Origin of the sequence: Shewanella sp. Sh95 (assembly GCF_001308045.1) — a bacterium.
Classification (GTDB): domain Bacteria; phylum Pseudomonadota; class Gammaproteobacteria; order Enterobacterales; family Shewanellaceae; genus Shewanella; species Shewanella xiamenensis.
In genome coordinates, this window is the sequence record NZ_LGYY01000097.1 from 1 (window position 1) to 24,669 (window position 24,669).

Annotated in this window: 25 protein-coding genes and 1 tRNA gene; 11 read left to right on the forward strand and 15 right to left on the reverse strand. The window is 45.2% G+C overall.

All coding sequences use genetic code 11. From position 1 onward, the window contains the following. Window positions 1–119: 119 nt before the first annotated feature. The 3 genes from AEA42_RS07275 to AEA42_RS07285 form a co-directional block, all read right to left on the reverse strand. A complete protein-coding gene (locus tag AEA42_RS07275) occupies window positions 120–737 on the reverse strand; it encodes a hypothetical protein (protein WP_231640367.1) in 618 nt (205 codons plus the stop codon). 79 nt (window positions 738–816) lie between these two features. Next, window positions 817–1,587: an SDR family oxidoreductase gene (locus AEA42_RS07280; RefSeq protein WP_055647349.1), complete on the reverse strand. Its 771-nt coding sequence runs from the start codon at window positions 1,585–1,587 to the stop codon at window positions 817–819. A 60-nt stretch (window positions 1,588–1,647) separates the two neighbouring features. Then, window positions 1,648–3,381: an IlvD/Edd family dehydratase gene (locus AEA42_RS07285; protein ID WP_055647350.1), complete on the reverse strand. Its 1,734-nt coding sequence runs from the start codon at window positions 3,379–3,381 to the stop codon at window positions 1,648–1,650. Between the two features lie 176 nt (window positions 3,382–3,557). Between AEA42_RS07285 and AEA42_RS07290 the strand changes: the two genes are divergently transcribed. After that, a complete protein-coding gene (locus tag AEA42_RS07290; RefSeq protein ID WP_055647351.1) occupies window positions 3,558–4,517 on the forward strand; it encodes a glycoside hydrolase family 43 protein in 960 nt (319 codons plus the stop codon). Between the two features lie 88 nt (window positions 4,518–4,605). Here AEA42_RS07290 and AEA42_RS07295 read toward each other — a convergent pair whose 3' ends face one another. The 5 genes from AEA42_RS07295 to AEA42_RS07315 form a co-directional block, all read right to left on the reverse strand. After that, entirely contained in the window at window positions 4,606–5,322 is a 717-nt protein-coding gene (locus AEA42_RS07295; RefSeq protein WP_055647352.1) for a FadR/GntR family transcriptional regulator, read from the reverse strand. Window positions 5,323–5,557: 235 nt separating this feature from the next. After that, entirely contained in the window at window positions 5,558–6,166 is a 609-nt protein-coding gene (locus AEA42_RS07300) for a beta-phosphoglucomutase family hydrolase (protein ID WP_037431316.1), read from the reverse strand. A 76-nt stretch (window positions 6,167–6,242) separates the two neighbouring features. Then, complete coding sequence (gene araA / locus AEA42_RS07305) at window positions 6,243–7,745, reverse strand: L-arabinose isomerase (RefSeq protein WP_055647353.1); 1,503 nt, start codon at window positions 7,743–7,745, stop codon at window positions 6,243–6,245. Window positions 7,746–7,783: 38 nt separating this feature from the next. Beyond that, on the reverse strand, window positions 7,784–8,479 hold the full coding sequence (locus AEA42_RS07310; RefSeq protein ID WP_037418966.1) for an L-ribulose-5-phosphate 4-epimerase: 696 nt from the start codon (window positions 8,477–8,479) through the stop codon (window positions 7,784–7,786). A gap of 1 nt (window position 8,480) precedes the next feature. After that, window positions 8,481–10,154, reverse strand: coding sequence for a ribulokinase (locus AEA42_RS07315; protein WP_055647362.1), 1,674 nt, complete (start codon window positions 10,152–10,154; stop codon window positions 8,481–8,483). A gap of 367 nt (window positions 10,155–10,521) precedes the next feature. Here AEA42_RS07315 and AEA42_RS07320 point away from each other — a divergent pair, with 367 nt between their 5' ends. Both AEA42_RS07320 and AEA42_RS21760 read left to right on the forward strand, forming a co-directional pair. After that, window positions 10,522–11,052, forward strand: coding sequence for a hypothetical protein (locus tag AEA42_RS07320; RefSeq protein ID WP_055647354.1), 531 nt, complete (start codon window positions 10,522–10,524; stop codon window positions 11,050–11,052). 221 nt (window positions 11,053–11,273) lie between these two features. Beyond that, the gene (locus AEA42_RS21760) at window positions 11,274–11,513 is read left to right on the forward strand and encodes a hypothetical protein (protein WP_080612486.1); all 240 of its coding nucleotides are present in this window, start codon (window positions 11,274–11,276) and stop codon (window positions 11,511–11,513) included. On the opposite strand, the gene AEA42_RS07325 is transcribed toward AEA42_RS21760, so the two are convergent. Both AEA42_RS07325 and punC read right to left on the reverse strand, forming a co-directional pair. After that, window positions 11,492–11,582 (reverse strand) — tRNA-Ser (locus AEA42_RS07325). The genes AEA42_RS21760 and AEA42_RS07325 overlap by 22 nt on opposite strands. 80 nt (window positions 11,583–11,662) lie before the next feature. Next, on the reverse strand, window positions 11,663–12,934 hold the full coding sequence (gene punC / locus AEA42_RS07330) for a purine nucleoside transporter PunC (protein WP_055647355.1): 1,272 nt from the start codon (window positions 12,932–12,934) through the stop codon (window positions 11,663–11,665). Between the two features lie 115 nt (window positions 12,935–13,049). On the opposite strand from punC, the gene punR reads away from it, so the two are divergent. The 6 genes from punR (at window position 13,050) to AEA42_RS07360 (ending at window position 16,304) form a co-directional block, all read left to right on the forward strand. Beyond that, window positions 13,050–13,952, forward strand: coding sequence for a DNA-binding transcriptional activator PunR (gene punR, locus AEA42_RS07335; RefSeq protein WP_037418958.1), 903 nt, complete (start codon window positions 13,050–13,052; stop codon window positions 13,950–13,952). A gap of 259 nt (window positions 13,953–14,211) precedes the next feature. After that, window positions 14,212–14,871: a Bax inhibitor-1/YccA family protein gene (locus AEA42_RS07340; RefSeq protein WP_055647356.1), complete on the forward strand. Its 660-nt coding sequence runs from the start codon at window positions 14,212–14,214 to the stop codon at window positions 14,869–14,871. Window positions 14,872–14,930: 59 nt separating this feature from the next. After that, entirely contained in the window at window positions 14,931–15,320 is a 390-nt protein-coding gene (gene tusD / locus AEA42_RS07345) for a sulfurtransferase complex subunit TusD (RefSeq protein WP_037419061.1), read from the forward strand. Window positions 15,321–15,334: 14 nt separating this feature from the next. After that, entirely contained in the window at window positions 15,335–15,691 is a 357-nt protein-coding gene (gene tusC, locus AEA42_RS07350) for a sulfurtransferase complex subunit TusC (protein ID WP_011622737.1), read from the forward strand. Continuing rightward, on the forward strand, window positions 15,691–15,972 hold the full coding sequence (tusB, locus tag AEA42_RS07355; RefSeq protein WP_037418953.1) for a sulfurtransferase complex subunit TusB: 282 nt from the start codon (window positions 15,691–15,693) through the stop codon (window positions 15,970–15,972). The genes tusC and tusB overlap by 1 nt, the downstream gene beginning before the upstream one ends. Further along, a complete protein-coding gene (locus tag AEA42_RS07360; RefSeq protein WP_055647357.1) occupies window positions 15,966–16,304 on the forward strand; it encodes a TusE/DsrC/DsvC family sulfur relay protein in 339 nt (112 codons plus the stop codon). The genes tusB and AEA42_RS07360 overlap by 7 nt, the downstream gene beginning before the upstream one ends. Window positions 16,305–16,346: 42 nt before the next feature. On the opposite strand, the gene AEA42_RS07365 is transcribed toward AEA42_RS07360, so the two are convergent. From AEA42_RS07365 to AEA42_RS07375, 3 genes are all read right to left on the reverse strand, one after another. After that, the gene (locus AEA42_RS07365; protein WP_055647358.1) at window positions 16,347–18,326 is read right to left on the reverse strand and encodes a RecQ family ATP-dependent DNA helicase; all 1,980 of its coding nucleotides are present in this window, start codon (window positions 18,324–18,326) and stop codon (window positions 16,347–16,349) included. 75 nt (window positions 18,327–18,401) lie between these two features. Next, complete coding sequence (locus AEA42_RS07370; RefSeq protein ID WP_055647359.1) at window positions 18,402–18,722, reverse strand: hypothetical protein; 321 nt, start codon at window positions 18,720–18,722, stop codon at window positions 18,402–18,404. 158 nt (window positions 18,723–18,880) lie between these two features. Then, complete coding sequence (locus tag AEA42_RS07375) at window positions 18,881–19,381, reverse strand: hypothetical protein (protein ID WP_037428080.1); 501 nt, start codon at window positions 19,379–19,381, stop codon at window positions 18,881–18,883. Window positions 19,382–19,974: 593 nt separating this feature from the next. On the opposite strand from AEA42_RS07375, the gene AEA42_RS07380 reads away from it, so the two are divergent. Together AEA42_RS07380 and AEA42_RS07385 are read left to right on the forward strand one after the other, a co-directional pair. After that, the gene (locus AEA42_RS07380) at window positions 19,975–21,078 is read left to right on the forward strand and encodes a tyrosine-type recombinase/integrase (RefSeq protein ID WP_055647363.1); all 1,104 of its coding nucleotides are present in this window, start codon (window positions 19,975–19,977) and stop codon (window positions 21,076–21,078) included. Between the two features lie 176 nt (window positions 21,079–21,254). Further along, the gene (locus AEA42_RS07385) at window positions 21,255–23,312 is read left to right on the forward strand and encodes a PhoX family phosphatase (protein WP_055647360.1); all 2,058 of its coding nucleotides are present in this window, start codon (window positions 21,255–21,257) and stop codon (window positions 23,310–23,312) included. A 63-nt stretch (window positions 23,313–23,375) separates the two neighbouring features. On the opposite strand, the gene AEA42_RS07390 is transcribed toward AEA42_RS07385, so the two are convergent. Continuing rightward, window positions 23,376–24,137, reverse strand: coding sequence for a DTW domain-containing protein (locus AEA42_RS07390; protein ID WP_055647361.1), 762 nt, complete (start codon window positions 24,135–24,137; stop codon window positions 23,376–23,378). 435 nt (window positions 24,138–24,572) lie between these two features. Beyond that, window positions 24,573–24,669, reverse strand: a 97-nt coding sequence (locus tag AEA42_RS23095) for an IS3 family transposase (RefSeq protein WP_348625484.1), incomplete at its 5' end; no start/stop codon positions are given.

Below are 24,669 nucleotides of genomic sequence, written 5' to 3' on the forward strand. Positions count from 1 at the left end.
ATCACGCTTGCAGGAACATACGGGAACTGCTTGGCATGGTATGGCATTTTATGGGAACCGTTTCCCCATTTCCTGGCAGTGGGCATGGCACGGCGAAAATGTAGCAGTATTCGGATCAGCTATTTAGCATGAATACAGAGTTTGTGCCCTAAAATACCTTGCTGTTTGTCTGAGGCCAGGTTCCAGTAAGCATGATTGGTTAAACAGACGGGTGTGGTTTGATCGCAAGTGGCGTGATAACTTAGGATTAACTCATTGTTTTCCTTCAAGCGGTACGCTAGTTGAATACTGAGATTACCCGGAAATCCTTGATCGCCATCGGGACTGGTAATGCTGAAAACCGCCGCCACACTGTCACTGTCCTGCAGCGTCTCAACCTGCCATGTGCAATGGCTTAATCCTTTAGGTCCGCCGTGAAGTTGGTTATTGCCTTCGTTGGCGACTAATTGAATCGTTTTACCTGCTAAGGGAAATTGTGCTTTACCAATACGATTGGCGACACGGCCGGCGGTAATACCAAAATAATACGGATTAGTTGCCCAATCTTTAATATCTTGATAGCCAAGACTTAATGAAATAGGTTCTTGCGCTCGGCCATAAAGTTTGACTGACCAAATACTGGCGCCGTAATTTGACAGAACTACTTCAAGCCCGTGGCTATTGGTGAGCGTGACTAATTGTAATTCATCCGCAAATGCGGCGTGTTGTAGGCTTTTTTGAGTAACAGAGAGTTGCATGGTGAGTGCTTTACCTTTTATTTAAAATAAACTCAGCACTCACCTCATTATTCAATGAACTGAAATTTTATTGTGATATTTAAATCCAACCACCATCGACAATAAAATTTTGTGCGGTGCAGAGTTTGCTATCATCTGCTGCTAAAAATAACGCCATAGCAGCAATATCTTCGGGCATTACATATTCTTTAATACATTGGTTATTTTCGATATGTTTTGCCGTATCTTTATCTACCCAGTGTGTGAGTTGACGTTTTGTCATCACCCAACCCGGCGTTAAGGTATTAATCCGGATTTTATCTTTGCCTAAATCGGCGGCTAAACCTCGAGTTAAGCCCATGACACCAGCTTTTGAGGCCGTATATCCCGCCATTCCCGCTTGACGATTGTGCCAACTCATAGATCCAAAGTTGATAACAGAACCCCCGCCGAGCCGCTGCATTTGCGGCCTTACCGCTTGTACGGCAAAAAAGTAGTGCCGCAAATTGGTATTTAAGCATTGGTCCCAATATTCTGGCGTGACTTCATCTATGCTATGCCTTTCATCGCACGCGGCATTGTTAATCAATACTGAGATAGGGCCTAAATCGTCTTCCACCTGAGCAATGACGCTTTTAAGCGCAGCTACATCGACAAGATCACAGTGATAAAATTTCACACTGGCGTCAGGCTGAGTCTGCTTAAGGCCTGTGACAAGTTGAGTCGACTCCTCAACTAAAATGTCGACAAATGCCACCTTAGCGCCCTGCTCTAAAAAAGACCGTACTAAGCAAGCCCCAATACCCGTACCACCGCCACTGATAAAAATGGTCTTACCTTGTAAACTCGGGTATTGATTAGTCAACTTCATAACTCAACCTTTTATTAAAATAATTATTTGGTTTCATTATAAAAGAAAACGAGTTCATATTTAATGGGAATGTGCGGGTATCTCTGCACCTCGACATCCCACGAGAAAATCAAAATCACATCCCTCATCCGCTTGGAGCACATGGTCTTTAAAGAGCGAGAGATAGCCGCCATTGATTGGAATGGATTTCACCGCCGCGAGTTTTGCTAGGCGCGCCTGTAACTCTTCGTCGCTGATCTCCAGCTGTAATATCCCTGCATAGGTGTCTAGCGCTATCATGTCACCATTTTGTACCGCGGCGAGCGGCCCAAGGGCTTGTGCTTCTGGCGCAACATGGAGAACAACGGTACCAAAGGCGGTGCCACTCATGCGTGCATCGGAAATCCTTACCATATCTTTAATTCCTTTTTTCAACAGCTTAGGTGGCAATCCCATATTGCCAACCTCAGCCATGCCCGGATATCCTTTAGGGCCACAGTTTTTAAGCACCATAATGCTGTTTTCATCGATATCCAGTTCAGGATCGCCAATGCGGGCGTTGTAATCGTCAAAACTTTCAAACACAACCGCTTTGCCACGGTGTTGCATCAAGTGCGCGCTGGCGGCGGAGGGCTTGATTACTGCGCCGCGAGGCGCGAGATTGCCGCGCAGTACGCGAATGCCACCATTTTCGACCAAGGGATTTTCAAGTGACATAATCACCTCTTGGTTATAACAAGGCGCCTCTTTGACATTGTCCCAGAGGCTAGCAGCATTGACGGTGAGCGTGTTTTTGCTCAGTAAATCATGCTCAAACAGCTGCCTTAATACTGCTGGCAGTCCACCTGCGTAGTAAAAGTCTTCCATTAAGTACTGACCCGAAGGCTTAAGATTCACTATGGTCGGTACAGTGTAACCATGGCGCCAGTCATCGAGTGACAGCTCAACCCCTATCCTGCCGGCAATGGCCTTTAAATGGATAACGGCGTTAGTTGAACCACCAATGGCAGCATTGACTTTGATGGCATTGATAAAAGCATCACGGCTTAAAATTTTACTTAAGGTCAAATCCTCTTTGACCATATCAACAATTCGCATTCCCGACATATGGGCCAACACTTGGCGGCGAGAATCCACCGCAGGAATGGCGGCATTGTGTGGCAAACTCACGCCAAGGGTTTCCACCATACAGGCCATAGTCGATGCCGTACCCATAGTGTTACAGGTGCCCGTTGAGCGTGACATATCCGCTTCGGCATTCATAAATGCGGCGAGGCTGATGTTGCCTGCTTTATATTCTTGATGCAGTTCCCATACGAGTGTGCCAGAACCCACATCCTTGCCCTTATGCTTACCATTGAGCATGGGCCCACCCGTGACGACTATCGTCGGTAAATCACAACTGGCCGCGCCCATCAATAAAGCCGGAGTCGTTTTATCACAGCCCACTAACAGCACAACACCGTCGATGGGATTGCCACGAATGGCTTCTTCCGTGTCCATAGCCGCAAGGTTACGCGTTAACATGGCGCTAGGGCGTAAATTCGACTCGCCATTTGAAAACACGGGGAACTCCACCGGAATGCCACCCGCTTCCCGAATACCATTCTTTACTCTTTGCGCCAGTTCCCGCAGGTGACCATTGCAGGGCGTCAATTCTGACCAGGTATTGCAAATACCAATCACAGGCTTATTTTGAAAGTGATGCTCGGGTATGCCTTGGTTTTTCATCCAACTGCGATACATAAAACCATTTTTATCATCACTACCAAACCAACTAGCCGAACGAAGTGTTTTCGGTTTTTTATTATTCATATGACACCTTCGTTTTCCAAGGCACATGTCCTGCCCGAACGATTGAGTAACACTCAATATAAAACAAACGGACGAACCTAATGCCCTGAGTTAACAATTTGTACTTTAATATTGCTAGCACGTAAAAGTATTGGTATTACTATAATACCAAAATATCAAAAAACAATAGAGGAAGTATGAAAAAGGCATTTTCTAGTATTTGTGTGAGTGCTTGTTTGGCATTGATCACCACGGCCAGTACAGCGGCAATTGCTGCTAACCCTTTGTTTACGGATGTATTCACCGCCGATCCTGCCGCTATAGTGCACCAAGATACTGTCTATCTTTATACTGGCCATGATGTTGCAAAGGACAATCGTACCTTCTTTGAAATGCATGATTGGCTCGTTTTTAGCTCTAAGGATATGCACAATTGGACGGCCCATGGCAGCAAGTTATCGGTGAAAGACTTCAGCTGGGCCAAAGGAGATGCATGGGCCAGCCATGTGATCGAAAAAGAAGGTAAGTTTTACTGGTATGTAACGGCAAGACACAACAAAATCAATGGTTTTGCTATTGGTGTCGCGGTTGCCGATAGTCCACTCGGCCCCTTCAAGGATGCCCGCGGCAACGCCCTTATCACTAATGATATGACCACAGATACCGAGATTGATTGGGATGATATCGATCCTGCTGTCTTTATCGATGATGACAAGCAAGCCTATCTGTTTTGGGGCAACACTAAGCCAAGATTTGCCAAGTTAAAAGCCAACATGATTGAACTCGATGGCCCAATTCACTCGATTGATATTCCAAACTTTACCGAAGCACTCTGGGTACATAAAAAAGATAAAACCTATTATCTTTCATACGCTTCAGGCTTCCCTGAAAAAATTGCCTATGCGACCAGTGATAGCATTCAGGGGCCGTGGAAGTACCAAGGTATCTTAAATGAAGTGGCGGGTAACTCGCCGACAAACCATCAAGCAATCATTGAATTTAAAGGTAAATCCTACTTTATCTATCATACCGGCGCCTCGCAGGATGGCGGCGGTGAGTTTAGACGTTCAGTGGCAATTGACCCGCTGCATTACAATGCCGATGGCACCCTACAGCGTATTCATATGACAAGCGAAGGCATCAGCGAGCCGCAGTAATCCTATTTTTTGCTCGCTCGAAAGTAAAAAAGGTGAACCTAAGTTCACCTTTTTTTATCGGTAGAGTGCGTTAAAAATGAATAACTCGTTATTTACGCTCAATATTTTTATGCACTGTATCTTGAGACGTCGAGAGTAATTTATTCATCTCGGCTTTCGCGCCTTCACTGTCTCCTGCGGCAATCGCAGTATAAATGGCCTTATGGCCAGGGAGGGATTGGATAAAGTCATCCTGAATTGTGCTACTGAGTCTAAAGATTTCGAGCAGCGCAGATTGGATAGACACGCCGAGGGATACCATAAACTCGTTATTGGTCGCATCTAAAATCGCCATGTGGAAATCGATATCCGAGGTATACACTTCATCCGTACCTAATTCGGCCGCTTCCATCTTGGCATAAGCAGCCGCAATCACCTCAAGCTGCTCTGGGGTGCGTTTCTTGGCAGCCAGTTCCGCCGCAGCGGGTTCAAACACGGCACGAATTTCATAGAGTGAAGTATAAAACTCGGGTGAAGGTTTCGATTGGGAAAACCAGTTTAAGATCACCGGATCAAACATATTCCAGTGGCGACGCTCACGAATTCGAGTGCCAAGCTTAGGGCGAGACTCGATAAGCCCTTTTGCTGTGAGCACCTTAAAGGCTTCCCTTAAGGAGGTGCGTGATACTTCCAGCTCTTCACAGATAGCATTTTCGTTAGGGATATATTCACCTGGCGCATAAAAGCCGCCCACAATGCGAGAACCTAATTCGCTTGCCACCCAGTTATGGATATTCTGCGGACGGTTATTTGCCTGATTTGCCATAGTGCCCTCTTTAACTCTCTATCTCTGTGCTCAATCCAATCAGCTGGATAAGGTACTTAACGCGGATAAACAAATGTTATGATACTACCTTTCCTGATAAAGGTAATAAAAATTTTGTTAACGCTAAGAATTTATGGGGATTTCCTCAAACTCATTGTCCCTACCTTACCCCAAAGTTTTACATTGTAAAGCCTAATTTTGCGTTTTAGCCAGTGATTGGACAAGCTCGCAACGGCTATTGAGCGCCTAGGAAATAGTCATTTTCAATCTGTAATTCAGCATGCACATCGACCACAAACATCCCCGCCGCTTCGGCGGCTTGGATACCCGCCTTCGCATCTTCAAATACGATACAGCGCTCTGGCGCTATGCCCATCAGCTCGGCGCAGCGTAAAAAAGTATCTGGCGCAGGTTTGGGTGACGCGACTTGGTCAGCCCCCACCACATAATCGACTAATTCCAGTAACCCACACAGGGTTAAGATTTGAATGGCTTCCTCTGTGTAGGCGCCTGTGCCGACCGCCATTGGGCGTTTGCCCTGATTCTGCTTGGCAAATTCGGCTAATGCCGTCGGTTTGACATATAAATGCATAGTGTCGCGCACTAGGGCTTCTTTATACTCGTTCATGGCTTCGCAACTGGCCGTTGGTGTGACGCCAAAATGGGCGATCAGAATCTCTAAGGTGCCAACAGTAGGCACGCCCGCTAACGAGCGCATTAGAGCAGGCTCTACGGGGATCCCAAAGTGATTCAAGGTTTGTCGCCATGCCTGTTCATGCAACTGACCGCTGTCGACTAAGGTGCCATCCATATCGAAGATAATGCCGTCAAATTCTGTATACATCTGTGTTAACCCTATGAAATGAATGGTTCCAGAAAAATGAAAGCCGCCCGAAGGCGGCTTTATTGCTGCGCAAGAATTATAACCCTCTTGCTAAACCGTAATAAACGGAATTTTGGCGAAGTTCATTCTTAAACTCGCGGATCTTAGTGTCGGCATCGATGATAACCAGTTCAGCACCGGCCATTTCAGCAAAGTCGACAATCTGATCTGTGGTGATAGCTTGACTATAGGCCGAGTGGTGAGCACCACCGGCGTGGATCCAAGCTGCGGCGGCAACGGCTAAATTCGGACGAGGCTCCCACAGCGCAGACGCGACAGGCAGATTTGGCAGTTCCTGTGGTGGTGTCACTGTATCTAATTCATTGAGAATGATACGGAAACGGTTGCCTAAATCGATAGTCGATACGTTGATTGCTGGGCCCGCTTTACCAGTGAATAACAGACGTGGCACGTCACAACGCACACCAATGGTATGGCGGTGAACTTCTAAACGCGGTTTTGCCGCGGCAATCGAGGGGCAGACTTCTAACATGTGGGCGCCAAGAACTTGGTCAGTCGCTCCAAAGTTATAGGTGTAGTCTTCCATAAATGAAGTACCACCGGCACGGCCTTGGCCCATGACCTTCATAATGCGCACCATGGCAGCCGTTTTCCAGTCACCTTCGCCGCCGTAACCGAAACCGTTCGCCATCAGACGTTGGGTAGCCAGTCCCGGTAATCCTGTCATACCAGTCAGGTTTTCGAAGCAGTTGGTAAAGGCACCAAATTGACCTTGGGTTAAGAATTGGGTTAAGCCGAGTTCAATCTTGGCTTCTTTTCTTAAACGGTCTAATTGGTATTCATCACCAAAAAGTTCGTTACCCACTTGGTATTCGCTGGCGTAACGATCGAGCTGTGCGGTTACATCGCCTTCGGCAATGGCTGCAATCGCCTCATTAAGTTCACCTAAGCTATAGGCGTGCACTTCGTAACCGAATTGAATTTGTGCGGCAACTTTGTCGCCTTCGGTCACGGCCACTTGACGCATGTTGTCGCCAAAGCGTGCGATACGCAGGTTTTGGCTCTCGTGCCAACCCGCTGCTGCGCGGCACCAATCATCGATTTGTGCCTGTACATCGCTCGATTGCCAGTGACCCACAACCACTTTGCGCTCTTTACGCATACGTGTGCCGATAAAACCAAATTCGCGGCAACCGTGAGCACTTTGGTGGGTGTTCATGTAGTTCATATTGATTTCGCTCCAAGGGAGCTCGGCATTGAACTGGGTATGTAAATGCATGAATGGCTTGCTTAATTCATTCAGGCCAGCAATCCACATCTTGGCGGGAGAGAAAGTGTGCATCCACAGAATGACGCCAACACAGTTTTCATCGCTGTTGGCCGCTTGGCATACGGCATGAATTTCCCGTGGGGATTTTACGGTTGGCTTGTACACCACTTCCATCGAAATGGCGGAAGATTCATTAAAGCCATGAACAATTTGCTCACTGTTTTTAGCGACTTGTTCTAATACCTTCGGGCCGTATAAATCCTGTGACCCTGTGATAAACCACACTTGTTTTTGTTTGAAGGCTTTCATATTACTCTCTCTAGTTTGAAATGAGACCCGACTGGCAATTACTTGCTTTGGCCGTAATAAGCGTCTTTTCCATGCTTACGCAAATAATGCTTATCAATAAGCTCTTGTTTTAACTGATTTATACCTGGTGATAATGTTTTGGTGAGATACGCCATCCGCGCGATTTCTTCGAGCAACACGGCGTGGTACACAGATTTAGCCGCATTCGCGCCCCAAGTGAACGGCGCGTGGCCTGCCACTATCACCATGGGCGACTCGTTGGGATCTCGGTCGGCAAAACAATCGAGGATCTGCACGCCGGTTTCTTCTTCGTAGTCGCGGCTTATCTGATCATTGCGCATCACTGCTGTGCATGGAATTTCACCGTACACATAATCGGCCTGTGTCGTGCCTAAGCAGGGAATCGCGATCTGCGCCTGCGCCCACGCGGTGGCATAGGTTGAATGGGTATGGGTAATGCCACCAATACTCTGCCACTGACGATACAAATAGGTGTGCGTCTTGGTATCGGATGAAGGACGCATGCGCCCTTCGACGATTTGATTCTCAAGGTCAACAATCACAATGTCTTCAACCTTCAAATCTTCATAGGGCACGCCGCTGGGCTTGATACCAATCACGCCCAGTTGACGGTCAATTTGTGAAACGTTGCCAAAGGTGTAAGTCACCAGTTTGCGTTTCTCAAGCTCCATGTTGGCTTCGTAGACTTCGCGTTTTAGCTCTAAAAAAGACATCTTATTTTGCTCCATCAACATAGTGGCCAAGGGCTAAGTACGCTTGATAAAGCGCTTGATATTTCTGTGCGTTTTCAGGATTCGGTTGATAGGTTTTCGCAACGCTTGAGGCCATTGCGGCTTGGGCACTCAACACATCGGGATAAACCCCGGCTGCGGTTGCGGCATAAATGGCGGCGCCGAGGGCACAGCTTTGTTCGCTCTCGAGTACGTCGATATTGCAATTCCACACATCGGCGCAGGTTTGCATAATGAAGTCGGATTTTTTCGAGATCCCACCTATAGTGACCACATGGTCAATGCAAACGCCTTCTTGTTTGAAGCGCTCGATAATGGCCCGTGCGCCATAGGCGCTGGCTTCCACTAAGGCTTTGAAGACTTGCGGTGCTTGGCTGCCCATGGTTAAGCCTGTGATAGCCATGGCAACGGATTGATCAGCATCGGGCGTGCGACGTCCATTAATCCAATCCAGCGCGACAATACCCGTCTCGCCAACGGGGAGTTTCGCGGCCGCATTGCCCAGCACGGTTAAGGTTTCAGCCTCGAGTTGCTGAATAAGTTTGGCTCTGGTGTCGTCATCAAACAGCGCTGAAGTGTCGAGCTGTTGCATCGGCCATGCGGTGAGTTCCCTAAACCAAGCGTAGAGATCGCCAAAGGCGGACTGACCCGCTTCAAGGCCAATCATGCCGGGTAATACGGAACCATCGACCTGACCGCAAATCCCTTTGATACAACGCTCACCAATATCTTCATAACTGGCGACCGTGATATCGCAGGTAGAGGTGCCCATCACCTTGGTTAAGACGCCGGGCTTAACATTGGCACCAACGGCGCCTGCATGGCAGTCGAATGAGCCAAATGAGACGATAACCTCGGTCGATAGCCCTAAATGCTGTGCCCACTCAGGGGTTAACTGACCACAAATCTTGTCGGATGTGCAGGTTTCAAGGTGCAATTTGTCTCTTAAACCATCGAGTAAAGGGTCGATGCCAACGAAAAAGTCATTCGGTGGATAGCCATTCCATGACTCGTGCCACATCACTTTATGGCCGGCGGCGCAGCGCCCAACCTTAAAGACTTTTGGATGTGTGGTGCCCGTCATTAAGGCGGTGATCCAATCACAGTGCTCGACCCAGCTATAGGCGGCTTGTCTGACTTCTGTGTCGTGGCGCAGTACGAATAGCGCTTTCGCCCAAAACCATTCGGAGGAGTAAATTCCCCCTTCATATTTCAGGTAATTTTCGTTTGCATTATTTGCCGCGGCGGTAATTTGCTGAGCTTCGAGGATGGCGCTGTGATCTTTCCAAAGCAAAAACATGGCATTGGGGTTATTCGCAAACTCTGGTTTTAAGGCTAAGGCAACGCCAGATTCGTCGACGGCAATGGGAGTTGAACCTGTGGTATCAACACTCAACCCGCAGACTCTTTGCGCGGCGCCACTGGGGGCTTTTGTCCATAACCCTTGCACTACCTCGATAAGACTTTCGATGTAATCGAGGGGATGCTGTCTAAATTGATTCTTCGCGGGCTCACAAAACAGCCCCTTCTTCCAACGTGGGTAGTACACCACATTGGTTGCTACTTCTGCGCCCGTTTGGGTATCCACCAATAACGCGCGTACTGAATCAGAGCCGTAATCAAGCCCTAACGCGTAAGCCCCTAAAACATTCGACATTTGCATCCCCATTCATTTTGTCTGCGTCCTATTCGGTTTACGCAGGTAGAGTGAATATTATTTCATACTACAATATTACTACGAGTTAATAGTAATACAATATGATTTTAGTTGTTGGGTGATAAAATTTTTAACATTAAGGCTGAGCATGTAACGATTAGGTGAGGAAGAGTGTGGAAAACTAAGCTGCGCTTAGCTTGACTCAAACGGTAAGAAGTCGAATAATGGCGCCAGGTTGCAGAGACACCTATCCGCAGAAGATGACATCACTCTGACTCATATCTCGATGTACGCATCACATGTATGACACAACAATTGATTAGGTTTGGCTTAGCGGAGATGCCAATAAAACTTAGGAGAATTGTTTGTGATACAACAAATTACCCCAGCACCACGCGCCTTAACCGAAGTCAAAATCCTCGCTAAAAAGCGTCTTAAAGCCTGCCACGCTGGTGATCCAATGGCGCTAGATAAATTCGCCCCCTTGATGAATAAGCAAGGTTTTACGCAACAGGATATTCAGCTTAAGCATTGCCAAAGCCTATTGGCTCGTGAGCTCGGTTTTACTGATTTTAATCACTGTCAAAGAGTGTTATCGGGTCAAGCACACATCGGTGAAGACTTAGGTACCCTATTCCATAGCAGGCGCTGCGATACCTTGCTCAATCACTGGTTCAGCGGTTTTGATGAGGCGCAGGCTTTTTTACAGCAATCACCACAGATGGTGTTGTTGCCCTACAAAAAGCAGTTCTTTGTGGTCAACGGCCCTGACTATCTTGATGCTCTGGGGCTTAAATTGAGTGACCCCGCCTGCATCTACAGTACATGGGTGGGGAATGAAACGGTTCCTGCCTATGAAGCTTTTGCGCTAAGTCTTATCAGGCATAAGCTCACTTAGCCTAGCCTTACTTATCCTAAGCTGCTTTGCTATTTGAAAATCCTAGCTAATGGGAAATTAAATCTATTGCGAAAGAAAAAGGCCGCGTCAAATTCCAAAAACAGAAAAACCATCATCACAGATGGTTCATCTGTGGAATATTGCCAAGGAGCTGCGCTTAGAATTAGGAACCCTAGGGTTCAACTCCCGAAATTCCAAAAACAGAAAAGCTATCATTACTAATGGTTTATCTGTGGAATATTGCCAAGGAGCTGCGCTTAGAATTAGGAACCCTAGGGTTCAACTCCCGTAATTCCAAAACAGAAAAGCTATTATTACTAATGGTTTATCTGTGGAATATTGCCAAGGAGCTGCGCTTAGAATTAGGAACCCTAGGGTTCAACTTTCGAAATTCCAAAAACAAAAAAGCCATCATTGCTGATGGCTTTTCCGTGAAATATGGCGGAGGAGCAGGGATTTGAACCCTGGGTGGGCTATAAACCCACGCCGGTTTTCAAGACCGGTGCATTAAACCACTCTGCCACCCCTCCGAACGATGCGCATAATATAAGTTAGTTTACTGACTGTAAAGCACTAACTGATAATTTTGCGCTAACTGCTCGTATTACATTCAATCTGCTTGATTTTGCTTCTTATCCACATTGATCCCAAGGCGAGCTGGATCCGGCGCAGTAAAGTGTTTGGCAAAATCGGCCCATGTTTGTTCGGTTTTTAACAGGTAACCCAAGATCACCACTAATGAACAGCTCAAAATGGCCCAACCTATGGCAACTTCTCCTGAGCTTGCCCAGAGCGCGACTAAGCTTGAGGCGCCAAAGGCGATAGTGATTTGCAAAAAGTTCTGTAATCCTGCCGCTTTAGCCGCATTTTGGGTAAATTGTTGCAAGGCGCTGTTCACGACGATGGGATAAATCGCCCCGTTCGCCGCTGCAAGTATCGAGAACGAAATCAGCAGTGGGAAAATAGTTTCCATCTTCATTAATAAGGTGAAAAATACAATTGAGATAACACAGAGTCCAAACATTGCCAGTAATACGTTGAGTGTACGGTCGGCACCAATACGTTTTATCAATAACTTACTCGCGTATCCGCCCACAATAAACATGATGGTTTGCGGAATAAAGCTAAGGCCAATCTCGGTTGCTTGATAGCCATGCTGCTCCATCACAATTGGCCATACCGTCAAGTAGGCAAAGAACGCACCTGAACAGGCACCAAAAATCACCACATTGCCAAGGTAACGAGTATTTTTCAAAATCTGCTTGTAGGAAACTGCGCTTGGCTTAGCATCCTGATGCGCTGTATGGCTCGGCACGAAGTATAAGGTCATCAGCACCAATAAAAAGGCAATCACACACAATGAGATAAAGATTGCACGCCATCCAAAATCGTTCAGAATATAAGCGCCAAGGATTGGTGCTAATGCGGGTGACAATGCCACTAACGGCATAATATTGCTGAAGATCCCCTGAGCTTTTTCGGCATCATACTGTTCGACCACAATCGCTTGCCAAATAACGCCAGCACTACAGGCGCCAATGGCTTGGAAGAATCGAGCGATATTCAACATCAGTATCGAGTCGCTATTGGCAATTGCAACACTGGCGAGCGCAAAAATCCCAAGGCCGAGGATCAGGGCATAACGTTTGCCGAGTTTACTGACCAAAGGGCCATAAATCAGCTGCCCTAAGGCTAAACCGGCCAAGAAACAGGTGAGCGACATCGCCACTTGTGAAGGTGAAGAATTGAACGAACTTTCAATTGCTTTGAAAGCAGGTAAATACATGTCTGTGGCAATAAAGCCTAACATGCTTAACAAGGCCAAATAGAATAAGAATATAAAAAACTTCATATTTACAGAGATATTACTAGATGTTTTCATAAAATAATCATGTCAAAAGACTTAAGGCGTGCAGTCTAAATACTTGTTAATTTGATTGGAAACGTTTATTTTTGACAGATGCTATCAATTATTTTCATCACAATGGATGTCAGCTATGCTCTCGGAACAAGCGTTAGAACTCATTGATATCGTGGCCCGGGTGGGGAGTTTTACGGCGGCAGCCAATCGACTGCACAAGGTCCCTTCAGCGGTCAGTTATGCCGTTAAGCAAATCGAAGAAGAACTCGGTGTTGTGTTATTTGAGCGCCACCACCGCAGCGTGACCTTAACCCCTGCGGGAGAGCATTTTGTTAAGCAAGCCAGAAACTTGCTGACTCAAATGGATGAGATGAAACGTGGCACCCAACGTGTGGCAAATGGTTGGCAACCCACACTGTCTATCGCCTTAGATAACATAGTCCGCGCCGACAGAATTAGCGTATTAATCGCCGACTTTTACCGTCATTTCCACGATATTGAGCTTATCATCCGCATCGAGGTCTTTAACGGAGTGTGGGAGGCGCTTGCGACCGGTCGAAGTGATATCGCCATTGGTGCAACCACCGCCATTCCCGTAGGTGGCGTATACCAATATAAAGACATGGGCGATATTCAATGGGCGTTTTTGGTGAGTAAAAACCATCCCTTAGCCAATATTGACCGACCTTTAACCGACGATGAATTACGCCCCTTCCCCTCCATCTGTTTGGAAGATACTTCGCGGGAAATTCCTAAGCGCATGACCTGGTTATTGGAGAATCAGCGCAGACTCGTGGTGCCGGATTGGATCCGCGCGATTAACTGTTTTAGAGAGGGCCTCGGCATTGGCTATATGCCAGTTCATTTGGCCAGCGTCTTTATCAAAGCTGGCGCCTTGGTCGAAAAACAGCTTGAAAATCCTAAGCTGACCAGCCCCTGCTGTCTGGCTTGGAATGCCGACAAAATGTCGCCCGCCCTGGCTTGGGTGCTGGATTATTTAGGCGATACCGATAAATTACACCGTGAATGGCTGGCGTAATATTGCCGTATGATCACAGGATTAAGCTTGTTTTAAAGTCTTTGTGTTGCACTGTTGCAACGAAATACGGCTGAATCATCAGACAACACAGAAAAATCAGCCTTTACAACTTGTTATTTGTGGCGTGAATCCTTTAAGCCAAGCGCTGTTTTAGTTACTATGCAAACAGGATTACTGGATTTGCGAGATTAATGGGAACTCTCGTGCCCGTTAAAAATCAAAATGATCAGTTTGGATTCAAAAGCTAATGGAGAAAGATATGACTCAGCAAACCCTGTACTCAACGAGTGCATCCACCTTAGAAGTGAATAAACTTCTTAAAAACACTTATCTGTTACTGGCCATGACCCTCGCCTTTTCTGCATTGTGTGCAGGCTTAGCGATGGCGCTCAACATCAGCCCACTGATGTCACTCGGTTTATCTATCGGCGGTTTAGTACTGCTATTTGTAACCTTACGAAAAGCCGATTCAGCGGCAGGCATCTTCTGGGTTCTTGCCTTTACTGGTATGGAAGGCGCCTCATTAGGTTACATGCTTAACCACTATGCTGGTATGACTAATGGCTCTGAGCTTATCATGCAAGCTCTTGGTTTAACATCAGTTATCTTTATTGCGCTCTCTGCCTACACGGTAACGACGAAGAAAGATTTCTCTTTCCTACGTGGGTTCTTGTTCGCAGGATTAATTGTGGTGATCGCCGCTGCGCTGATTAACATTTTCGTGGGTAATAGTGTGGCCTTTATGGCGATTAACGCAGGTCTTGCGCTGTTAATGACCGGCTTTATCCTGTTCGATACTAGCCGTATCGTAAATGGTGGCGAGACTAACTATATCCGCGCCACTATCTCCTTGTATCTGGACTTTTTAAACCTGTTTATTGCCATTTTGCATTTGCTTGGCATTGGTAACGATGATTAATCCCCTTTTCGGGAAACTTACGCTAAAATGGCCCTACTTTTAGGGCCATTTTTTTTATGATGAGCAAATTTATTATCCAAGTAAACGGGCCTGCCTATGGCACGTCGGCAAGTGTGAATGCCCTACGTTTCACCCAAGCCTCCCTGCAAAGCGGACATGAGATTGTCTGCGTGTTTTTCTATCAGGATGGCGTGTATAACTCCACGGACTTTAACTTACCCGCATCCGATGAATATGATGTGGTTAAAGGCTGGAAACAACTGGCTGCCGAGCATCAAGTCTCGTTAGTTAACTGTGTTTCTGCGGCATTACGGCGCGGCATCGTCTCGCAGCAAGAGGCGCAGGAAAACGGGCTAAGCCACTGGAATGTTGAACATTCTTTTATTATGGGCGGACTGGGTGAACTGGTCACGGGAATTGAATCAGCCGATCGTTTGATCTGCTTTTAAGCTTCGGAAATGCTATGAAAAAAATCTGTATATTGTTCCGAAGCGCGCCCCATGGCACCACTAAAGGCCGCGAGGCCTTAGACTTTGCCCTGTTAAGCGCCAGTTTTGAGCAAGAAGTGAGTTTAGTGTTTGTCGATGAAGGCGTGCTTCATCTGCTTAAAGACCAACAACCCGAACTTATCGGTGGTAAAGATTACCTCGCGGCGTTAAAAGCGCTCCCGCTGTACGACATCGAATCGGTGTTCGCCTGCAAACAATCTTTAGGTGACTACGGCTTAAGCCATGGTTTGCTGTCGATTCCGGTGACAATCTTAAACGATGAAGCGATTTCAGCTCACTTAAAAGCTGTCGATGAGGTCTTAGTATTCTAATGATTTTACATCATATTCAAACCTCGCCCAGCCGAGACAATGCCCTCAAACTTTGCCTGCGTTATGCTTGCAAAGAGGATGCGATTTTACTCTCGAGTGATGGCGTAAATGCATTATTACTGCGCCAATGGGCCATGGCGCTATCACCCTTTAAGGTAATGGTGCTGAAAGACGATGTTATCGCCCGCGGCTTAACGGAACGTCTTAATAATATTAGTCAAATTGATTACAACGAGTTTGTCACTCAAGCTCTACAGCACGATAAGGTGATCACGTGGTAAATCCGCTTATTTTTAACGGCGTCGAAATTGAACGCGACCATCAAGGCTATTTGAAGAATATCGCCGACTGGCACCCGGATATGGCGCCGCTGCTCGCTCATGAAGAAAAAATTGAACTGACCAGTGCTCACTGGGAAGTGGTCAATTTTGTTCGGGATTTTTATCTGGAATATAAAACCAGCCCTGCGATTAGGGTGTTAGTTAAAGCCATTGGCCAAACCTTAGGCCCAGATAAAGGCAATTCCAAATACCTCTATACGCTGTTTCCAGTTGGCCCGGCAAAACAAGCAACCAAAATAGCAGGGTTACCTAAACCCGCTAAATGCATCTGATGACGAAAGGCATATAGCATATATGCCTTCAATCATTACCCCTTAAGTACCCGCTTTTTGTAGCCTTTGCTTGATATCGGCGTATCTACATTTTTCCAAACGTCCGAAGCCTTGGAGTTTGCGAGATTGCAAACGAGTCAAGATAGGTTGAGTCAGGCCTGCTAAAAACTGGCATTGGGTATCTAAGGACAAAGGTGCTAAGCCTTTGGCTTCTGCTGCGAGTTTTAACTCATTTAAATCGGCACAAATTTGCGTATCATCAGGCCATATTGGCTCTTCAGAATAGGTCAATTTAGCCACTTGGCCACGACAAACACTGCAATGACCACAGGATTGGGGTGCTGCATTATCGTCAAAATAGCGAGCTAAATTGTAATTTAAGCAAGTCGTTAGCTCAAAAAATCGTACTAACTGTGCAATGCGAGCAATTTCTTTTACTTCTTTATCAGCAAAGTATTGATAGAGCTGCTCTGCTCTGTTTTCCTGTACTAAGCCTTGTTCATCGACTTGATAGACATCGGTGACTTGCTTTGCTTCTAATTCAATGAGTTGCTGACTCGCAAGATATTCTAACGCAGCCATTACTCGAGTCCGTTCAGCCCCCGTAGCCTGATACAGTGAAGAAAAATCCAAACTGCCCCAAATGCGCTTCATTTGAGTGTGGGCGAAAATATCGGTTAAAAATGCCTGCCGTTCGGGTGAAAACTGGTGCAAAAATTGCTCTTGCGGCACAATAAAACGGTAACGAATATCGGCGTAATAGGCATAAAGTGGTTTGATGATGCCTTGCATTTCAAGCTGCACGAGTAACGTTTTCAGAGGGAGTTGTCTAATATTACTCACAGTTGACAGTTGATGAAGTTGCAGTTCCCAACGTCCATTGTGGGTTTCTTCGCGAATGTTATTAATTACAGCCTTAATACTTGCCAGTTCAGGCGTATCGCCATAAACAAAGTTTTCGACAGTGTTGATCCCATCCAAATTGGCTAAAGTGACGCAATGGGAAAGTTGTCCATCACGCCCTGCGCGGCCAATTTCTTGGCAGTAATTTTCAATAGATTTTGGTAAGTCATAGTGGATCACAAAACGAATATTGCTTTTATCAATCCCCATTCCAAAGGCGATGGTCGCAACAACGATGTTGATATTGCCCTGCATAAAGTCCTGCTGAATTTGCTGGCGTTTCTCATCCTCAAACCCAGCATGATAGGCGCTTGCTTCAAAACCCATACGGCAAAGTTCAGCGGCCACCTCCTCTGCTGTATGCTGCAAAGTCACATAGACAATTCCTGCACCGATAACATGTTGTAACTGCTGTTGTAACTGCTGTTGTAGTGCGGCCAACTTGTGTTGACTTGCTACAGGTAGTACTGTCAAGTCGAGATTAGCACGATAAAAGCCTGTTTGAACAATGTGTTGTGGCTTAATATCAAAACGCGCCGCCATATCTAGCTTTACTTTACGTGTTGCAGTGGCCGTGAGTAACAGCACCAATGGAATCGCTAATTCGCGCCGATAATCGGGGAGTTTTAAATAATCGGGGCGAAAATTATGTCCCCATTCTGAGATACAGTGTGCTTCATCAACAACTAGCATAGAGATCGGAATTGATTGAATAAATTGCCTAAATCGCTCATTTTTAAATCGCTCCACCGAAACCATTAGCAATTTTAACTCGCCTGAGCGAGCCTCACGCATCACCTGTTGAGTCATTTCTGGTGTTAAGGTCGAATCAATACTCGCCGCTTTAATGCCCTTCTGTTGTAAAAAACTTAATTGATCTTTAATCAAAGCCAACAATGGCGAAACCACTAAGGTTAAATGGGGAAGTTGTAGCGCGGTAAATTGATAGCAGAGCGATTTTCCTGAGCCAGTAGGAAAAATCGCCAGGCTCGACTGGCCAGCTAATAGCTGAGAGATAACCTCACCTTGACCCTGTCTAAATCCTGCAAAGCCAAATTGTTGCTGTAATAGTGGTATCAAGGTTGATACATCATCTGGCTGAGGTGCTGAATAAGACATTGAAAAATCCTTGTACCCTATCATATAGACAGGGTCTGCGACTGAAGAAATGCTGAGAACGATTAGACCTTGTCGCTATGACTTTCTGGCTAAATATAAATTGATAAATGCGGTGAGCTTATCGTTAAAGACCTCTTCAAATGCATCGAGATCTTGACCTAATGTATTGAAGTATTGGGAAACTTGAGAACGTGACAAATTTTTATGATCAACCGTGTATTCCATTTCTGGCATGGTTTTATCGTAACGAGGCACTAAGGTCCACGTCACTAAATCAACAGCAAAATGCTTCATGGCCTGCTGTGCTAAGGTACAAAAAGCTTCAATATGTTCGCGGCCATCGGGCCCGAGACAACCAGGTTCAACTCGGCAAAGTACTGATAGCTTTTTTGGCATATTATTTCCCTATGTCACACACTTCTGCTAGAAGCATTGTCCAACGTTGTGCGATTAACGCCAGCGTCATCGTTAACTTCAGTTTAGTTTACGTCACTAAACCAAAAAGTCACGTATTGAAGATGGTAAACATAGCCGTTGGTTGATATGAACATTATTTAAAAGGTTTCTTCTTCATTTGCGGCAGAAACAGTAGCGGCATGTTCTGATAATAACGTATCAAGTGCTTGATCAAAACTATCTAAACGCTCAAGTTCCATATAACGCTTTAAGCGTAAGATAATATCCTTGCTAACTTCGATGTGGGACTTTTTCTGACGCTTTTTTATCTGGGAAAGTTCTTTGCGAACCATGCGCCATCCTAAATCACTAAAATATTGATTCAGCATTCGATTCACTTGCTGTAATTGAACATCTACGGTTTGATTTTTCTTACGTAATTGAACCAGTATATTTATGTTAGCGATTAACTCAGTATAACTTGTAGGTGAATGCATCAATAAGTTAAACCATCCTGCCTTTTCCCCTACCACATCTGGATGAACCATACGATAAATTAACGGTAAGGCAAATACTAATTCTGCTTTATCCAATAACCGTAATTTTCGCCCCGAGGTTGGTGCTTCTTGATGATATTCCCAAAAATAGGCTGTCGTCATTTATGCAAAACCTGTTGTTAACGGATAAGCCCATGATATCGATAAACACCATAAAATAAAAGAATGGTTACACCATTTTATCGATCGTTTTTGCTATAACCTTCTTCTCGCTTAAAAGCTGTACGGTTAAGGCGGAGGTTCATCTTGGTAATCATGGCTAATATTATGTTTTTAAAAGACTAAATTTTAACCAGCTCAGCACAAACAATCATTCTGTCTTAAATTTAGTCAACATTAATCATCAATAAAATGGTGTAACCATATTTAAATATTTTAATTAATCCTTACTACTTTATGGCAAGCATTAAATATCAAGTAGAGTGTTTTATCGCCAACACTAAGTTCAACACCATTTATGGAATAATATTTAAGCAATAATGTGAATCACAGTAAATGATGGTTGAATTTTCATATAAAAATAAATTTCACTCTATTTTGCCCTAGCCCTCTCTAAACTGTTTTATTTATAACCTATTTGTGCATTTTAACCTCATATAACTCGACTACCAGTGATAATGACGATTATCACTGGTAGTAATAGCAAAGATTTACGTATAATTGCGCCAGTTTTATCGGCAGTGAAAATCGCTCTAATGTCAAAAACGAATCGATTTTATCCAATAGATGTTAATCAGCAACCCGTAGGGGTAAATACTCATTTAACAAAAAAACTTACACAAGCTGATAATGCATTTTTTGAAGAAAGTGCACTTCCCCAATCTGTGCATAATGACTTTTATAATGCAGCAGCCGAAACTGAATTTGAAATATCCAGCAATACTCGCCGTGTATACCAAACGAGCTTCAGTCTATTTGCACAATATTGCTTAGAACACAGATTACAATCATTACCGACTGATCCAAGAAGCGTTATTTCTTTTATTGGTCATCAAAAAGAATTGTTAATGGCCGACACTGGGATGCAGCTTTCCAAGCAAACCTTAACCACTCGGTTAGCCGCGATTCGTTACTATCACATACAAGCGGGTTTTCCGTCACCCACGGAGCACCCGCTGGTGCTCAGAGTCATGCGCGGTTTGAGTCGTAATCACAATCGCCGAGTGCAAGATTATGATCAACAACCGATAATGTACGATGAAGTAGAGTTACTGCTCCAAGCGGTTGAGCAACAACCTCATCCTCTGCTGCGTTCAAGGGATAAGGCTATTATTCAACTCGGTTTACAAGGAGGATTTCGCCGTTCTGAGTTGGCGAATTTGAAGGTGCAATATTTAAGTTTTATGCGGGATAAATTAAAAGTACGCCTGCCATTTTCTAAAAGTAATCAGCAAGGATTAAGAGAATGGAAAAATTTACCTGATTCTGAACCTTTCGCCGCTTATCATGCAGTAAAAGCATGGTTACATGAAAGTCAGATTAGTGATGGGCATTTATTTCGCTCTATCTCTCGTGATGGAAAAACCTTAAGACCTTATCAAGTGAAAGATAATAACAAGTCCAATACCACATTTAACCGAAATAGTGGATTCTTAAATGGAGACGATATTTATCGAATTATCAAACAATATTGCGTAAAAGCAGGATTACCCGCTCAATACTACGGCGCACATAGTTTACGCAGCGGATGCGTAACACAACTACATGAAAACAATAAGGATACACTATATATCATGGCACGAACTGGTCATACGGATCCGCGTTCATTGCGCCATTATCTAAAACCGAAAGAAGATTAACCATTTTATTAGTCCATAATTCACAATACTGTATTTGAGATATATTTAAGTTAAGTCTTGCAAATGTTTATGGTTAGTTATTGCAGTATTCCTGTAATATAAATGCCGTTTTGGTGTCATATAAGTACTTTAGGCTAAGTCACGAAATTAATTATCCGTACTAGCTGGAGTAAAATATGAGCAAGGCTACCTTTGATCCTACACGCTATAATAAAAGTAATAACGAACCTTTTAACCAAGTGTTGGATAAACATTTATCTCGTCGTAATTTTGTCAAAAGTGGATTAGGTCTAGGGGCCATGACCGCCTTTGCAGGTATAGGATTGACGGGATGTGGTTCTGACAATTCCTCCTCCCCCACCCCAGTTGATCCCGTGCCACCATTACCACCTAGCAAAAGTAGCGCTAAGCTTAACTTTACCTCAGTCAAAGGCGCACGTTTAGATGCTGTAGTCGTACCTGAGGGGTATACCGCCCAAGTCCTTGCTCCTTGGGGGACACCATTAAATTCTAAAGCTGCACCTTGGAAAGCGGATGGCAGTAATACCGCAGATGACCAAGCCAATGCTGTTGGTATGCACCATGACGGAATGCATTTTTTCCCATTGAATGACGCTGGTGATGATGGTTTATTGTGTATTAACCATGAATATATTGATGAAATAGCCCTACATCCCAATGGTCCAACGGTCGATGCAACAACGGGATTACGAACCATTGTCGATGAAGTTCGCAAGGAAATTAATGCCCATGGAGTGTCAGTGGTTAGAATCAAATTGACGAATAATCAATGGGAAGTAATTTATAACGATCGCCATAATCGCCGTTTTACCGGCGCGACAGTAATGGATATCGCCGGCCCTCTAGCTTATTCTTCACTGCTTGAAACCCGATACTCCCCCGATGGTAGCCAAGCTCGTGGTACTTTAAATAACTGTGGTAATGGTTATACCCCTTGGGGCACTTACCTCACATGTGAGGAAAATTGGCCTGAATATTTTGTTAATCGTGGCTCTCTCACTCCAGATCAAATTCGCATAGGGATCAGTAAAACCTCCAGTCGTTATGGCTGGGATGATCTTGCCGGCCAAGATGAAGAACGCCTTGATGAATTTAGCCGCTTTGATGTGACCCCAAAGGGAACGAGCGCGCAGGACGATTATCGCAATGAAGCCAATGGCCATGGCTATATCGTCGAAATAGATCCATACAATCCCACATCCCGCGCAATTAAGCGTACTGCCTTAGGGCGTTTTCGTCACGAAGGTTGTACTTTTGGTAAGTTGAGCGAAGGTAAACCCGTGGTATTTTATTCTGGTCATGATGCGCGTTTTGAGTACCTCTATAAATTCGTGTCGGCAGCACCTTGGGACCCACAAGATGCCAACAGCAGCAATCGCCTTGAAGTTGGCGATAAATATATGAACGAAGGCACATTATATGCGGCTAAGTTTAATGAAAATGGCGTTGGTGCTTGGCTACCGTTGACCTTAGCTAGCCAAACGACTGATGGCAAAACCTTAGGTGACACCTTTGCAAGTCTGGCTGAGATTATTCTCAATACCGCTGGAGCAGCAGATTTACTGGGCGCGACACCGATGGATCGTCCAGAGTGGTGCGCAGTCGATCCTTTCACAGGTTCAGCCTATTTAACACTGACAAATAACTCGAAACGTACCGAAGCAAACCCCGCAAATCCAAGATTGAAAAATAACTTTGGACATATTATTCGTTGGGATGAAGCTGAGAAAGAGACTGAATTTACCTGGGATATTTTTGTCTTTGGCTCACCAAGTGATGGTAATGCCGAGACTAATTTATCTGGCTTAACAGATCTAAACCAGTTTGCCAGCCCAGATGGTCTTGCCTTTGATAAACGCGGGATCTTATGGGTACAAACCGATAATGGTGCTGAAGAAGTCGCCGAAGAAACGAACGATCAAATGCTGGCGATTGTCCCTTCGACGCTGCTTGATAGTGCCAAAAAGCAAGCGAGTTTAACGAGCAATAACCAAATGGAGTTAAAACGCTTTTTTGTAGGTCCCAACGATTGTGAAGTCACAGGTTTTGCTATAAGCCCTGATTATACCTCGGTATTTGCCAACATCCAGCATCCGGGAAACTGGCCTTATTCAAACAACGCTGCTGAAGTCACGCCTACAGGTGTCGTGCTTCGCCCTCGCGCGGCCACTGTGGTGATCCGTAAACTCGATGGCAAAGAAGTCGCCGTTTAATTTATCGACTAAAGCATCAGATAAAGCACATCAATCCCCTCACTCGAGGGGATTTTCTATAAATCACAACTCCAACGTCGCAGCGCGATACGCCACTTCAAAGGCATCGGTAAACTCGCTGATCGGTAGAATATCTTCACGGCAGCGACGATTGCGCCCAAGTAATGATGACTCGACAAAAAGGTCGAACCAAGCAGTTAATGCTTTACCATTTGCTTCTTCACCCATCGCAGCCAATGCCAGTGAAGCAACTTCTGCCGTCCCCAATTGAAAATCGTGACTGCCCTTACGTAGTGCGTAAGTCGCTAACGTATTAGGATCAAAAGACAAGATAGGTAAATCTTGCAGATAAGCGCTTTTGCGAAACATTTTAATGGCTTCTCGCCAACTGCCATCAAGCATAATCAGTAAAGGGCGTTTACCGTTCGCCAGCGTAGCCATGGGTATTTGGCTTAATACGGTTTGGCCAGGGTTAGCATATTGGGCGGGAAACACTAAAAACGGCTGATAATGCTCGTTGCTTAATAGTGCTAGCATCTCAGCTGCTGGCTCGGTACGCGACCACAGAAACGCATAGGTATCAGGGATCAGATCCGCAATTAAGCGGCCACTATTGGTTGGCTTGATGACCTCGTCGTTATACATGATCAGCAGAAAGCTAGCCTGAGTGGTTAACTGCCTGCGCAGCGAACAAGTACAAAATTGCGCACCTAACAAACACAAAGGACAACGGATGAGTTTTTTGCCGCGAGCGCCAAAAGGCTTAGTCGAAATGGATTTGCGATATTCATATAAGCGATGTACAGCGTGTGGGGCAAGAGCCATAGCAACCAATTCTCAATCAAACTCGTTTTAAAAGGCTGTACACAAGGTACGCCATTATGTCGCGGAGGCGCAGTGTATCCTTTGACCGATAAAGGTGCAATTGTGGAAGAGTAATAAAGTCTCATACTCAGGCAACTCGCTTTAGGACATTAAAGCGCGTTAGATTTAATGCACTAAAGGTGAGTCATAGCATTATCAAACTTGATTAGATTCGTTGGCTGATATCCACTAACATAGGCTTGCCATGGTGTTCACTCACCGACACGCAGCAAGTCCATCCGTGGATGCTCGACCGCCCCGTCCATGGGGCGGACGGCCGTCTCGCTAATCACCATGGCTAGCCTTTTTAGCATTAGCGTAATCTGTAAGTTTTAAAGAAATACGAAACACGCTTTGGGATAATTCTGATCTGATCCGCTAACTCTGGACACTTAACTAAGCACTGTGTTTCAGTTCAAAATTCTCAGGGCTTAAATAGCCAAGTGAACTATGCCTTCTGGTTTTGTTGTAATCAACTTCTATGTATTCAAAA